Here is a 14,172-nt window from a genome sequence, read left to right as displayed (position 1 = left end):
TTGCATTTGATAATTAAAACCATACTTATGTTTATTATTGTAACAAAAAAAGGCTACACAATTGTTTACAAATGTAAAACACCATTTGTTTACCTTTGTATAACAATATATTTTTATGCAGGCAGATTTATTAAAATCACTTTTTAAAATCCATAAAGAATCCTCTCTTTCTGGACGCTATATTCATGCAGCATCTATTTTAGATTTATTAAAAAATTCTAAGCTAAAATCATATGTAAATAGCATTGGTAAATCTGTAGATAACGAAACAATTTTTAGCATAACATTAGGTACAGGTTCAAAAAAAATTCTAATGTGGTCTCAAATGCATGGGAATGAAAGTACAACGACAAAGGCAATTTTTGATATGATTAATGTTATCATCTCGACTGAATCTGTTTCAAAATCAATTTTAGAAAATTGTACACTTAAAATCATTCCCATATTAAATCCAGATGGAGCAAAGGCATATACACGCTTAAATGCTAACAATATTGACTTAAATAGAGATGCTCAAGATCTTTCTCAACCCGAAAGCAAGGTTTTAAAGCAAGTATTTGATTCATTCAAACCTAATTACTGTTTTAACCTTCATGGTCAGCGCACAATATTTAGCGTTGGAGACTCAAATTACCCAGCAACCGTTTCATTTCTTGCTCCAGCTCAAGATGAAAAATGCACAATTACTGATTCTAGAAAAATTGCAATGGAGATTATATCTGTTATGAATACGCATTTACAACAACATATTCCTAATCAAATTGGCATTTATGACGATGCTTTTAACTTAAACTGTGTAGGTGACACGTTTCAAAGTCTTAATGTTCCTACTGTTTTATTTGAAGCAGGACATTTCGCTAATGATTACAATAGAGAAAAAACACGAGAACTTATGTTTCATTCTCTACTGATCGCAATTCATTTCATTTCTGGAAACAACATAACAGGTAACAAATACGATACATACCTTAAAATACCAGAGAATCAGAAACTATTCTATGACATCATCATCAGAAACACATCAGGTTCAGACATTGGAATACAATATGTTGAAAGATTAATAGGCAAATCAATTCATTTTATTCCAAAAATTGAAAAAATTTCAGATTTGAGTTCTTATTTCGCTCATAGAGAGATTAATGCTAGAGGACATAAGGTTTTAACACCTAACGGAACTCCAATTTCTGAAGGAAACGAAAACGATTTCGTATCTATTAATAATGAGAATTTCTCATTGAAATTGAAAAAAATCTAATTTTTAATGCATTATCTTCAATATTTTTGCGTTATTTTTGTATAAAATTTAACAAAATTAAAAAATGGCAAAGTATAAATTAGATGAAATCGATCATCAAATTTTAGATATGTTAATCGAAAACACAAGAATTCCTTTTACTGATATCGCAAAAAAATTGGTGATTTCTGCTGGAACTGTTCATGTTAGAGTAAAAAAAATGGAGGAGGCTGGAATTATTCAAGGGTCATCTTTAACTTTAGATTACAAAAAATTAGGATATTCTTTTATTGCATATGTTGGTGTGTTTTTAAATAACACCTCTCAAACTAAATTCGTTTTAGAGCGCATAAACGAAATCCCTTATGTCACTGTAGCTCACATCACTACCGGAAAATTCAATGTATTCTGTAAAGTTAGAGCTAAAGATACATCACACGCAAAAGAAATCATTTTTATGTTAGATGATATTGATGGCATATACAGAACAGAAACAATGATTTCATTGGAAGAAAGTATTAACGACAAAAAGCGATTAATGCATACAATTTTTAACGAATTATAAGCTTTATACAAATAACTATTTTAACATGTATTAATCCCTTTATCAGCTATTTGATAAAGGGATTTTTATTAATTTAGATGAAAATATTTTTAAATGACAAAAGACCAACTTAACGCAAATGAATTTATACCATACTATCAAAATTATATTGACAAAGCAGGTGAACTGAATTTAATCGAAGGCTTAACGCAAAACGGAAATGCTATTTGTACTTTTTTAGAATCTATTTCTAAAGAAAAATATGATTATGCATATGAAGATGGCAAATGGACAATTAAAGAACTTATACAACATATCATAGATACTGAACGTGTTTTCTCCTTTAGAGCACTTGCTTTTGCAAGAAAAGATAAAACATTGTTACCAGGTTACGATCAAGATGAATATGGAATAACTAGCAATGCGAATAAACGAACCAAACAAAGTATACTAAAAGAATACAAAGCTTTACGAGTTGCGACAATAGCACTTTTTGAAAGTTTTACTGATGATATGTTGAAACAATTTGGTAATGCTAGCAATAACGACATTTCTGTTAGAGCCATTGGATTTGTTTTAATTGGACACGAAAACCATCATTGTAACATTATAAAAGAACGCTATTTATAAATAAAAAAACCACCTTAATATGGTGGTTTTTTTTTAATCTATATATTTAATTAGAACTGATACCTGATACTTAAAGCGATATCAAAATCAATATCATCTCTATAATCTCCAAATCCCAATTCTGGTCTAAAATCAACAGACATCATTAAAGGAATATCAAAATTATATTCGATACCAATATCTCCAGCAACAAATAAAAACGTCTCTCCATCTATAGCGCTATTGTCAAAACTAACTGACCCAATTCCACCACCAGCACCTGCATACCAATTAAAGCTCCCATCAAGGTGATACACCCATTGATATAATCCTGCGACTTTAAAGAAATTATAACCACTGCCATCTCTCCAGCCAAGATCTAATTCTAACCTATTATTTTCGCCTAACGCTCTTTGATAATTGATTCCTGGTCCAAAACCATCGCTATCTCCAAATCGGAGTCCTATGGCATTCTGTGAGATTTCTTGAGCATTTACAGTAGCAAAACCAACAAAAGCGATTGCTATTAAAACTATTTTTTTCATAAGATTCAATTTTTGTTTTTAATTTAAGATTGATAAAGACTAAAAAGCCTATTAATTTATATTTCAATTACTTTTACAAAAATAACGCCAAAATCATTTTTTTATTGATTTTATTTATAGTTTTATAAACAGACTTATTCCTATTTATGGTTACTAATTCTCAACTACAAATTTTATCATCTCAATTAGAAGGTGAACTGTATTTTGATGAATTAATGAAAACACTCTATGCTACAGACGCTTCAGTTTATAGAATGTTACCTTTAGCTGTTGCTACTCCAAAAACAAAAGCAGACATAAAGTCTCTAATTCAATTTGCCAAAACTCATAAAACGTCATTAATACCAAGAGCAGCAGGAACTTCTCTCGCTGGACAATGCGTAGGCAATGGAATTGTAGTTGATATTTCAAAACATTTCACAAGGATATTAAACATCAATGAAATTGAACAAACTGTCACAGTTCAACCTGGAGTGATTAGAGATGAACTCAACAATTATTTAAAACCGTTTGGATTGTTTTTCGGACCCAATACGTCTACTTCAAATCGCTGTATGATAGGAGGTATGGTTGGGAATAACTCCTCTGGAACAACATCGATTCAATATGGTGCAACTAGAGATAAAGTAAAAGAACTTCATGCTGTTTTAAGTGATGGAAGTGAAACCGTTTTTTCTGAATTAACTACTGAAGAATTTCACAACAAAAGAAAACTTAACAGCACTGAAGGCACAATCTATAAACAAATCTATGAAGAGCTATCTTCAAAAGAGATACAACAACAAATAAAGAACCACTTTCCGAAACCAGAAATACATCGAAGAAATACTGGCTATGCTATTGATGAATTGATTAAAACGAATCTATTTTCAGGATCTACAACTAAATTCAATATGTGTAAGTTGCTTTCTGGAAGCGAAGGCACATTAGCATTTACAACCCAAATCACTCTACAATTAGATAAACGACCTCCAACAAATTCTATTATGATAGCTGCTCATTTTAATAGTATTCAAAACTGTTTAAATGCCGTAGAACCTGTCATGAGTCACAATTTATTCACTTGTGAAATGATGGATAAAACCATTTTAAATCTCACAAAACACAATAAAACCCAACAAGAAAATAGAGCCTTCATTATTGATGATCCTGAAGCCATTTTAATGTGCGAAGTCAAAGCGAATACAATTGAAGATGTAAATACAAAAGCTCAAGAACTCTTAAAAACACTTGAATCCTCAAAACTAAGTTTTGCTAACCCTTTGCTTTCTGGCGATGACATTAACAAAGCTATTGAGCTCCGAAAAGCTGGATTAGGATTGCTAGGTAATATGATTGGAGATAAAAAAACTGCTGCTTGTATTGAAGATACTGCTGTTTCTATTCCTGATTTATCAAGTTATATTGAAGAATTTACGGCTTTGATGAAAACTCACGGACAAAAAGCTGTGTATTACGCACATGCTGGAGCAGGAGAGTTGCATTTGCGTCCAATATTAAATTTAAAGAAGAAAGCTGATGTTGACTTATTTAGAACAATTACGACTGATGTTGCTCATTTAGTTAAGAAGTATCAAGGCTCAATGAGTGGTGAGCATGGTGATGGTATTGTTAGAGCTGAATTTATTCCACTAATGATAGGTGAAGCGAATTACGGAATTTTGAAACGGATTAAGTCTGCATTCGACCCAAACAACATCTTCAATCCAGGCAAGATTGTCGATGCGTTTCCAATGGACAAATCTCTTCGTTACAAGCCAGACAGACAAGAACCAGAGATTGAAACAATTTTAGATTTCTCAAACACTCAAGGTATTCTTCGTGAAACTGAAAAGTGTAATGGTTCTGGTGATTGCAGGAAACTACCCGAATTTGGAGGAACTATGTGTCCAAGCTACAGAGCAACACGAAATGAAAAAGATACCACTAGAGCAAGAGCCAATGCTTTACGTGAGTTCTTAACAAAATCTGATAAACCAAACAAATTCAATTATGAAGAATTAAAAGAGGTCTTCGATTTATGTTTAAGTTGTAAAGCTTGCGCAAGTGAATGTCCAAGTAGTGTTGATGTTGCAAGCTTAAAAGCAGAATTCCAATATCAATATCAAAAAGCAAATGGGTTTAAGTTTAAAGATAAATTCTTTGCTGAATTCTCTAAATATAATAAGATCGCTTCAAAATATCCTGTTTTGTTTAATGGTCTTTTTCAAAGTAAATTCACATCAACAATTATCAAAAAGATGTTAGGAATTCATTCCAATAGAAGTTTACCAATTATTAACAAAACTTATGTCATTGGCAACCAAAAAACAATATGTAATGATGTTGATGTTCCTTTTTCAGATTCAACAAAAACTGTATATCTTTTTGTAGATGAATTCACCAATTACCTTGAATATACTATTGCTGAAGACGCAAAATTCCTACTTGAAACACTAGGCTATAATGTACTCATAATTAACAATTTAGAAAGCGGAAGATCCTATTTGTCCAAAGGTTTTTTAGAGGATGCAAAATCGATTGCAAATACAAATGTGAATTACCTAAAAGATAAAATAAATAGTGAAATCCCATTAATAGGAATCGAACCTTCAGCCATTCTAACATTTAAAGATGAATACCTCAGGTTAGCAGATGATAAAACTTCTGCTAAACGAATAGCAAAGCATACATTCTTAATTGAAGAGTTTATTCAGCAAGAAATAGAGTTAGGACATATAACATCAGATCAATTTACATCAGCACACAAAACCATCAAATTTCATGGCCATTGCCATCAAAAAGCATTGACAAATCAATCCTCAAGTTTTGATATATTAAGCTTGCCTAAAAATTATAAAGTCACCATTATTCCTAGTGGTTGCTGCGGAATGGCTGGTAGTTTTGGTTATGAAAAAGAGCATTATGAAGTCAGTATGCAAATTGGAGAGCAAACGTTATTTCCTGCAATTAGAAACGCATCAGAAAACGTGATTATTTCTGCAAATGGAACAAGTTGTAGACATCAAATTAAAGATGGAACACAGCGAGAAGCCTTACATCCTATCACAATATTAAAGCATGCATTAGTTAGCGAAAACTGATCTTATTTCTTTGGATCAATAATGGTTATTGCTGCAATTAAATCACTAACCTCCATATCTTTAACTTCGTCATCAACATAGAACGCTCTTAAATGATCATTGTTATAGTTGTAAATTTTCCAACGTTTAAATTGGTACTCAAGAGCAGTAAAATTTTCAACCCAATCTCCAGAATTTAAATAGGTTGTTTTACCGTTTTTATTTTCTTTTATAAGCATTTTGGGTTGATGAATATGACCGCAAATCACATAGTCATATCCATTTTCAATAGCCAAATCTGAAGCTACAGTTTCAAAATCACTTATATATTTTATGGCGCCTTTCACACTATCTTTTATTTTCTTAGAGAGCGAATAACGCTCTCTACCTAGGCGCTCTAAACACCAATTAACAAATCGATTTAAGAGAATCAAAACATCATATCCATAAGCTCCAAGTTTTGCCAACCATTTTGCATTTTGAATAGACACATCAAAGACATCTCCATGAAAAAACCATGCTTTTTTAGCATCTAAATCTAAAACAAGTTTATCAACAATAGAAATATTTCCAATTTTAGTATTACTAAATTTCCTAAGCATTTCGTCATGATTTCCAGTGATGTAAATAATTTCTACACCATCAGTTGCCATGTCCATGATTTTTTTGATTACTCTTAAGTGAGATTTTGGAAAATAATGCTTTTTAAACTGCCAAATATCAATGATGTCACCATTTAAAATTAGTTTTTTTGGATCAATCGTATTAAGATATGTCAGTAATTGTTTGGCATGACAACCAAATGTTCCAAGATGAACATCAGAAATAACTGCAATTTCTATTTTTCGTTTTATTTTCAAGAGCTAGATATCATATACAATACAAAGAACTTAATTCATTATTAACTAAGTATCAATTAGCTATTATTAAAAATTTAGCGAATTGTTAACCTATTGTTATGTGTTTTTACCAACCTAAATCAAATGCTTTATGGTCTTCTGTTTTTGTTTCTCTATTTTTACAAGTACATTAGCATAAAATCTTTATTTATGGCTGGAAATACCTTCGGAAAAATTTTCAAATTAACCACATTTGGTGAGTCACATGGCATTGCTATTGGCGGAATTATAGATGGTTGTCCTTCAGGATTACAATTAGATCTTGATGCTATACAAAATGAATTAGATAGACGCAAACCTGGTCAGTCGTCAATTGTGACACAACGCAAAGAGCCAGATACAGTTGAATTTCTTTCTGGAATATTCGAAGGGCAAACCACAGGAACTCCAATCGGATTTGTTATTAAAAACACCAATCAGAAGTCTAAAGATTATTCTCATATTAAAGATGTATATCGTCCTAGCCATGCAGATTATACTTATGAAAAAAAGTATGGAGTGAGAGATTATAGAGGTGGAGGTCGCAGTTCTGCTCGTGAAACAGCATCTCGTGTTGTTGCTGGTGCTATCGCAAAACAATTGATAAATAACATTGCAATTAATGCTTACACATCTTCAGTAGGCGATATATTTCTAGAAAAACCATATCAAGATTTAGATTTCTCTAAGACTGAAAGTAATGCCGTTCGTTGTCCAGATCAGGAAACTGCCGAGCGCATGATACATAGAATAAAAGCCATCAAGAAAGAAGGTGATACCATTGGAGGAACCATTACTTGTGTACTTCAAAATATTCCTATTGGATTAGGTGAACCTGTTTTTGATAAGCTTCATGCCGATTTAGGAAAAGCAATGCTAAGCATTAATGCTGTCAAAGGGTTTGAATATGGAAGCGGTTTCTGTGGCGCAAAAATGAAAGGAAGTGATCATAACGATATATTCAATGAAGATGGATCAACAAAAACGAATCTATCTGGAGGTATTCAAGGTGGAATAAGTAATGGAATGGATATTTATTTCAGAGTAGCATTTAAACCTGTTGCTACTTTAATTCAAAAACAAAACGCGTTAGACAGCTCTGGTAATATTGTTGAAATGCAAGGAAAAGGTCGACATGATCCTTGTGTGGTTCCTAGAGCAATTCCAATTGTTGAAGCTATGGCAGCTTTGGTTTTGGTAGATTTTTATTTGCTAAACAAATTATATAAATAATTAACCCTTTAACTAAAACAAAGTCATATTTATGAAAAAACTAGCATTACACTGGCAAATTTTAATAGGAATGCTAATTGGTTTAGTATTTGGATTTATTATGCTCCAAACTGAAGGAAAAGATTTTACAGAAGACTGGATAAAACCTATAGGCTCAATTTTTGTTAAATTATTAAAGTTAATTGCCATCCCATTAATATTAGCCTCACTAATTAAAGGCATTTCAGATTTAAAAGACATTTCTAAATTCAAAAATATAGGTTTAAGAACTATAGGAATATATATCATTACCACTGTAATAGCAATTTCAATTGGGTTAGCACTTGTAAATATAATGCAGCCTGGCGATGGTGTTTCAGATGAAACCATAGCGAAACTTACTGAAACGTATTCAGAGAACAGTAGTGTAAAAGCAAAAATAGAAGAGGCTTCAAAGCAAATGGGTACTGGTCCATTGCAATTTTTAGAAGACATGGTTCCAGATAACGCATTTAACGCTTTAAGTAATAATAAATTAATGCTGCAGGTGATTTTCTTCTCTATATTTTTAGGAATTTCAATGTTACTTATTGGAGAAAAACGTGCAGAACCAATGAAGAAATTATTCGACTCGTTAAATGATATCGTACTAAAGATGGTCGATTTGATCATGTTGTTTGCTCCAATCGCTGTATTTGCATTATTGGCAAATGTTGTGGTGTCTTCGGATGATCCTGATATCTTATATGCCTTGTTGAAATATGCAGGCGTTGTTGTTTTAGGATTACTATTAATGATTGTTTTTTATAGTGTTTTAGTTGCGACGTTTACTAAGAAAAATCCGTTTTGGTTTTTAAAAGAAATGAGTCCAGCACAATTATTAGCCTTTTCAACCAGTTCAAGTGCTGCAACGCTTCCTGTAACCATGGAACGTGTTGAAGAACATATTGGAGTTGATAAAGAAGTGTCGAGTTTTGTACTTCCTGTTGGTGCAACCATCAATATGGATGGAACAAGTTTATATCAAGCTGTAGCTGCCGTTTTTATATTTCAAGCACTCGGATTAGATTTAACTTTTACAGATCAAATTACAATTGTTTTAACGGCTTTATTAGCTTCTATTGGAAGCGCAGCTGTTCCTGGAGCTGGAATGGTAATGCTAGTGATTGTTTTAGAATCTGTTGGACTTCCGCCAGAATTATTACCAATTGGTTTAGCTCTTATTTTTGCAGTCGATAGACCATTAGATATGTGTCGAACTGTTGTTAATGTAACAGGTGATGCTACAGTATCTATGATTGTTGCCAAATCTGTTGGAAAACTAGGAAAACCAAAAGTGAAAAATTGGGATGACAACTACGATGAAGTAAAATAAAATTTTTAAATTTAAATTCGATTAATCAACCAAAAATAACCGACTATATGAATGTTTGTTTTATCATGTATCCTTGGGACGAGATAGATCCTGAAAATGATACTAGTTTAGCTTTGATAAAAGAATGTGCAAAACGTGGACATGGAGTTGCCATGTGTACACCTGCTAATTTAACCATAAGAGACAGTGTGACTAATGCATTTTGTATGGTCATTGGTCGCATGGAAAAAGTGCCTTCAACATTAAAAGCATTTTATAATAAAGCAAATCTCAGAGAAGAAATGCTACCACTTGCTGGATTTGACGCTATTTTTTTCAGAGCCAATCCGCCTTTAGATCCTATTATGCTTAACTTTCTAGATTCGGTTAAAGATGATGTTTTCATTGTCAACTCACTTGAAGGCATGCGAGAAGCTAATAATAAATTATATACAGCTGCTTTTGGTGATGCACACAGTAATATCATTCCAAACACTCATGTGTCTAAAAATAAAGAATACTTAGTAAAGCAAATTAGAGAATCTAAAGCTGATAAGATGATTTTAAAACCTTTAAATGGTTTTGGAGGATCTGGAGTGATTTTAATAGAAAAGTCAGCAATGAATAACATTAAATCCTTGTTAGATTTTTATATCACAAGTGCTGATGGCTCGTCAAATTATGTAATACTTCAAGACTATATTGAAGGTGCAGATCAAGGAGATGTTCGAATTTTATTACTAAATGGTGAACCTGTTGGTGCCATGAAACGTGTTCCTGGTTCAGACGATCATCGCTCTAATGTATCTGCTGGAGGTTCTGTTCAAAAGCATTCTTTAACTAAAGCTGAGAAAGCTTTGTGCAAACAAATTGGTCCGAAACTTGTAAAAGACGGACTTTATTTTGTTGGAATCGATGTGATTGGTGGAAAACTTGTTGAGGTTAATGTCATGTCTCCTGGTGGAATTACATATATCAATAAAGTCTATAAATCAAAAATAAAAGTCGAAGAACGTGTAATCGATTTCTTAGAAAGTAAAGTTGTAGATCAAATGCAAGCTTTTGATAGACGTACGCGTTTACGCAAAACAGTTCAAGATGCGTAGTGACAATCAATTGGTATCGACAATTGTAAGTTGTAAATGGTTGCATGATAATCGGCATTTAGATCAACTTATTGTTTTAGATGCTAGTGTAAAGACAGATCAGACTACTTCAGAAGCTTATATTCCAAATTCAAGATCTATAGATGTTAAAGGAAAATTCAGTGATGTAAATGCTAAGTTTCCTAGTGCAATTCCATCGCTGAATCAATTTCAAAATGAAGCGCAACGTCTGGGAATTAATAACAATTCAGTTATAGTCGTATATGATGACAAAGGTGTGTATTGGAGTCCGAGAGTTTGGTGGTTATTTAAAACTTTCGGATTTAAAAACATTGCTGTATTAGATGGTGGATTACCAGAATGGAAACGACTTGATTATGAAACTTCCTCTTCGTTAAGTAAGTCAAATTGGGCATTAGGCAATTTTTCTGCTACATATGATAGCTCAAAAATGTGCTTTTTTGATGATGTTTCAGAACAATCTAAAGATAAAAACACGCTCATTTTAGATGCACGTTCAGCACAACGTTTTAAATGTTTAACTCCAGAACCAAGAAAAGGATTAAGAAGTGGAACAATTCCAAATTCAAAAAACCTTTCATTTACAAATGTATTAAATGGACATTGTCTAAAATCTGAGCAAGAACTAAAAGCGATTTTTGAAACTTTTACAATAGAAGAAAAATCACTAATTTTTTCCTGTGGATCTGGAATTACAGCGTGTATATTAGCATTAGCTGCTGAAATTTCAGACTATAAAAAACTAACTGTTTATGATGGTTCATGGACAGAATACGGAACTTTAACATCATAACTATGGCAAATACAAACTGGACTAAACAAGAATTGATCGCTTATATTTTATTATTTGTAGCACATTCCGATTTAAAAGAAACCAAACAAGAACATGAGTATATTTTATCTCGTGTTGATGAAGAAACTTATATGCATATTAAAAGTGAATTTGATGCTGACAATGATTATCAAAGTATCACAAAAATTATTGACGCTATACATTCTGAAGAATCGTATAAAGACAATCCTGATGAACTTTTTGCTGATATTAAGCTTATGGCTTTTGCAGATGGCAATATGGATCAAATGGAATATGCGATTTATAACAGTCTGAAAAAAATATTAAGTTAGTATCATGGAACAGTTATCTGTAGCAACTATAATTTCTAAAATTGAAAATGAAGAGTTATTTCATGCGGTTTCTGAAGATTATTCCTTCACAATAAAAATTGATGATTATGTGCATTATGCTTGTGCAGCTATACATGATGGACATCAATTTAGAAAAGCGCTTTGGGAGAATTGTTTGCATACTGAATATGAACGTTGGTATGAAGAAGATCCTGAAACTAAAAATATGATTAATTCGCATCCTATTGTCATTTCAGGATGTGATTCAAGATTTGAATACGATTTAAATAGAGCACCAGAAGAAGCTGTTTTTGAAACTGCTTGGGGAAAACAATTATGGAAGCAACCATTAACAGATCATCAAAAAAATAAAAGCCTCAATAAACATTCTAATTTTTACAACGTTGTTCATGCGCTAGTTACAAAACTTGAAGAAAAGTTTGGAGTTTGTATTGTCTATGATATGCATAGTTATAATTGGAAACGTTGGGATAGGGAAGTGCCAACCTGGAATTTAGGAACATCAAACGTCGATAATGATAGATTTGGAAGCGATATAGAATTATGGAGACTTAGTCTATCTGAAATAACGTTTCCACATGATATCATTTCAACTTCAAAGATTAACAACACCTTCCAAGGTAATGGATATTTCTTGAAATATATTACCAATAATTTTAAAAATACTTTAGTTTTGGCAACTGAAATTGCAAAGATATATTGCGATGAATATGATCAAATTTTATATCCTGAAGTGGTTTCTTCAGTAGAAAAACAGCTTCGGAAACGTTTACCAGAACATGCTGCCAATTTTTATAAAAAATACAATTTATAATGTCTCAAATTCCTAGTACATCAGAATATCAAGATTTATTTGATATCGATGGAAACCTCGATAGATTGGTTCAAAAAATTGAAGTTCTCAATTATATCAATCCGTTAAATATAGAACGAGAGAAGAAGCAATTCTTTTCATCTAAGTTTACTTATGATCCTGTTTTTAAATATCCAAAAATTAAATTTAATGGTTACAAACTGCATCGTTTATTTTTCTCACAACGCTTAGAACGCATTGAAGATGATGATATTAGACAATTATATGAAGATGTGATTTATGATTATTCTGGACTTATAGAATGCATACAAACCATAAATCAAGGACGCAAATTTTACTTTAATAGTCTGAAAAGTTTCGGTACTCCTACCGAAAAAGATATCGATAATGCAAAATTTATTCTTCGTTTTGACGATAGTGATTTTGATGAAGAATTCTTGCCAATGTATTCAGCAGAGGATGCCATAGATTATTTTAAAGATTATTCAAAACGTTATACTTTTAACTATAATATTAAGTTGTCTACAAATCTTTCGGCAGCTGCAATGGTTTTAAATAATACACAGACTTTAGTGTTGCGAAAGCATCATAAGTTTAGTTTAAATCAATTAAAAGTATTAACCAACCATGAAATTGGTGTCCATATGGTCACTACTTTTAATGGTTTGTCGCAACCTTTAAAAGTATTTTCTCATGGATTACCAAATAATGTTGAAACGCAAGAAGGTTTAGCTGTTTATTCTGAATATATGTCAGGTTGCTTAACGATGAAACGTCTTAAAGAATTGGCTTATCGTGTTATTGCTGTTGATACCTTAAACAAAGGTTATGATTTTGCAGATACTTTTGATTTACTTCATAATCAATATAAATTGAATAGAGATAAGGCATTCACAATTACATTACGTGTACATCGAGGAGGAGGATTTACTAAAGATCACCAGTATTTAAGAGGAATCAACCAAGTTTATAAATTTGCAAAAGCAGGTGGTGATTTAAATCCATTATTAACAGGAAAAGTAAGTTTAGATTATTTAGATACAATTAAAAAACTTCAAAGTCTAGGTTTAGCAATTCCTTCAAAGCACTATACAGATTCGTATGTGAGTAATGACAATTCAAATACCAATTTAGATTTCATTTTAAAAAGTTTAAAGTAAAAAAGCCTTAAAGCGCAACGCTATCTTTCAGAGGTTATTCTGAAACTTATTCATATGTTAGACTTGCACATGATAAGAATTCGATTAGTTCCTAACTAACAGAAGTTAGGCTCAAACTGACGTTTTGCTTTAAGGCTTTGAGCTATTATAACGTTAATATATTACATACAAGTATTTAAAAACACACTTAATTAGTTAAGTCTATTTTTGAATGAGTAAACATATATTTTCAATTAGACAAGGTAATTTAATTTCTATTTGAGATATTAGGTTTTAATCGTGCATCTCATAGACGATTTTTACAATTCTATCTTTTTGAACATTTTTTTTATGCTTTATACCGATAAAATATCTTGACTTTGAGCACATTGCGTAGATTTACAGTAACAAAATAATGTGCTATTAATCATTAACCATGTTAGATAATCCCTCAAATGATTAATGATAATATTTTAGAGTTAAATTAGTTTTAATTAGTTGTTAGTTA

The 14,172-nt window shown here is 31.7% G+C and carries 13 protein-coding genes; 11 read left to right on the top strand and 2 right to left on the bottom strand.

The genetic code is table 11. The features are described 5' to 3' along the window. The first annotated feature begins 115 nt into the window (after positions 1 to 115). The 3 genes from MUN68_RS07150 to MUN68_RS07140 all read left to right on the top strand — a co-directional run bounded on the left by MUN68_RS07150 (position 116) and on the right by MUN68_RS07140 (position 2,408). Positions 116 to 1,255, top strand: a complete 1,140-nt coding sequence (locus tag MUN68_RS07150; protein ID WP_249994399.1) for a M14 family metallopeptidase — start codon at positions 116 to 118, stop codon at positions 1,253 to 1,255. A gap of 64 nt (positions 1,256 to 1,319) precedes the next feature. Continuing rightward, the gene (locus MUN68_RS07145; RefSeq protein WP_249994397.1) at positions 1,320 to 1,799 is read left to right on the top strand and encodes an Lrp/AsnC family transcriptional regulator; all 480 of its coding nucleotides are present in this window, start codon (positions 1,320 to 1,322) and stop codon (positions 1,797 to 1,799) included. A gap of 93 nt (positions 1,800 to 1,892) precedes the next feature. Continuing rightward, positions 1,893 to 2,408, top strand: coding sequence for a DinB family protein (locus MUN68_RS07140; RefSeq protein ID WP_249994395.1), 516 nt, complete (start codon positions 1,893 to 1,895; stop codon positions 2,406 to 2,408). A gap of 50 nt (positions 2,409 to 2,458) precedes the next feature. Here MUN68_RS07140 and MUN68_RS07135 read toward each other — a convergent pair whose 3' ends face one another. Continuing rightward, on the bottom strand, positions 2,459 to 2,932 hold the full coding sequence (locus MUN68_RS07135; protein ID WP_249994393.1) for a hypothetical protein: 474 nt from the start codon (positions 2,930 to 2,932) through the stop codon (positions 2,459 to 2,461). Between the two features lie 146 nt (positions 2,933 to 3,078). Between MUN68_RS07135 and MUN68_RS07130 the strand changes: the two genes are divergently transcribed. Continuing rightward, positions 3,079 to 6,015: an FAD-binding and (Fe-S)-binding domain-containing protein gene (locus MUN68_RS07130; RefSeq protein ID WP_249994391.1), complete on the top strand. Its 2,937-nt coding sequence runs from the start codon at positions 3,079 to 3,081 to the stop codon at positions 6,013 to 6,015. A gap of 2 nt (positions 6,016 to 6,017) precedes the next feature. Here the strand turns inward: MUN68_RS07130 and MUN68_RS07125 are convergent, their stop codons facing one another. Beyond that, the gene (locus tag MUN68_RS07125; protein ID WP_249994389.1) at positions 6,018 to 6,854 is read right to left on the bottom strand and encodes a UDP-2,3-diacylglucosamine diphosphatase; all 837 of its coding nucleotides are present in this window, start codon (positions 6,852 to 6,854) and stop codon (positions 6,018 to 6,020) included. Positions 6,855 to 7,043: 189 nt separating this feature from the next. Between MUN68_RS07125 and aroC the strand changes: the two genes are divergently transcribed. Genes aroC through MUN68_RS07090 form a run of 7 tightly spaced genes read left to right on the top strand, consistent with a single transcriptional unit; the run spans position 7,044 to position 13,685 of the window. Beyond that, positions 7,044 to 8,105 (top strand): chorismate synthase, encoded by a 1,062-nt coding sequence (gene aroC / locus MUN68_RS07120; protein ID WP_249994387.1) that lies wholly within the window; start codon positions 7,044 to 7,046, stop codon positions 8,103 to 8,105. A 31-nt stretch (positions 8,106 to 8,136) separates the two neighbouring features. Further along, positions 8,137 to 9,459 carry a dicarboxylate/amino acid:cation symporter gene (locus MUN68_RS07115; RefSeq protein ID WP_249994385.1) on the top strand — a complete coding sequence of 441 codons (1,323 nt, stop codon included), beginning with the start codon at positions 8,137 to 8,139 and terminating at the stop codon, positions 9,457 to 9,459. Positions 9,460 to 9,506: 47 nt separating this feature from the next. Continuing rightward, positions 9,507 to 10,544 (top strand): glutathione synthase, encoded by a 1,038-nt coding sequence (gshB, locus tag MUN68_RS07110; RefSeq protein ID WP_249994383.1) that lies wholly within the window; start codon positions 9,507 to 9,509, stop codon positions 10,542 to 10,544. Then, positions 10,537 to 11,358 carry a sulfurtransferase gene (locus MUN68_RS07105; protein WP_249994381.1) on the top strand — a complete coding sequence of 274 codons (822 nt, stop codon included), beginning with the start codon at positions 10,537 to 10,539 and terminating at the stop codon, positions 11,356 to 11,358. The genes gshB and MUN68_RS07105 overlap by 8 nt, the downstream gene beginning before the upstream one ends. 2 nt (positions 11,359 to 11,360) lie before the next feature. After that, positions 11,361 to 11,690 carry a hypothetical protein gene (locus MUN68_RS07100; RefSeq protein ID WP_249994379.1) on the top strand — a complete coding sequence of 110 codons (330 nt, stop codon included), beginning with the start codon at positions 11,361 to 11,363 and terminating at the stop codon, positions 11,688 to 11,690. A 4-nt stretch (positions 11,691 to 11,694) separates the two neighbouring features. Beyond that, on the top strand, positions 11,695 to 12,525 hold the full coding sequence (locus MUN68_RS07095) for an N-formylglutamate amidohydrolase (RefSeq protein WP_249994377.1): 831 nt from the start codon (positions 11,695 to 11,697) through the stop codon (positions 12,523 to 12,525). Then, entirely contained in the window at positions 12,525 to 13,685 is a 1,161-nt protein-coding gene (locus tag MUN68_RS07090) for a flavohemoglobin expression-modulating QEGLA motif protein (RefSeq protein WP_249994375.1), read from the top strand. The genes MUN68_RS07095 and MUN68_RS07090 overlap by 1 nt, the downstream gene beginning before the upstream one ends. The last annotated feature ends 487 nt before the right edge of the window (positions 13,686 to 14,172 follow it).

It is taken from the genome of Psychroserpens ponticola, from assembly GCF_023556315.2.
GTDB lineage: Bacteria > Bacteroidota > Bacteroidia > Flavobacteriales > Flavobacteriaceae > Psychroserpens > Psychroserpens ponticola.
Note: the sequence above shows the minus strand (reverse complement) of the source record. Positions and strands in the feature narration are given on the sequence as shown.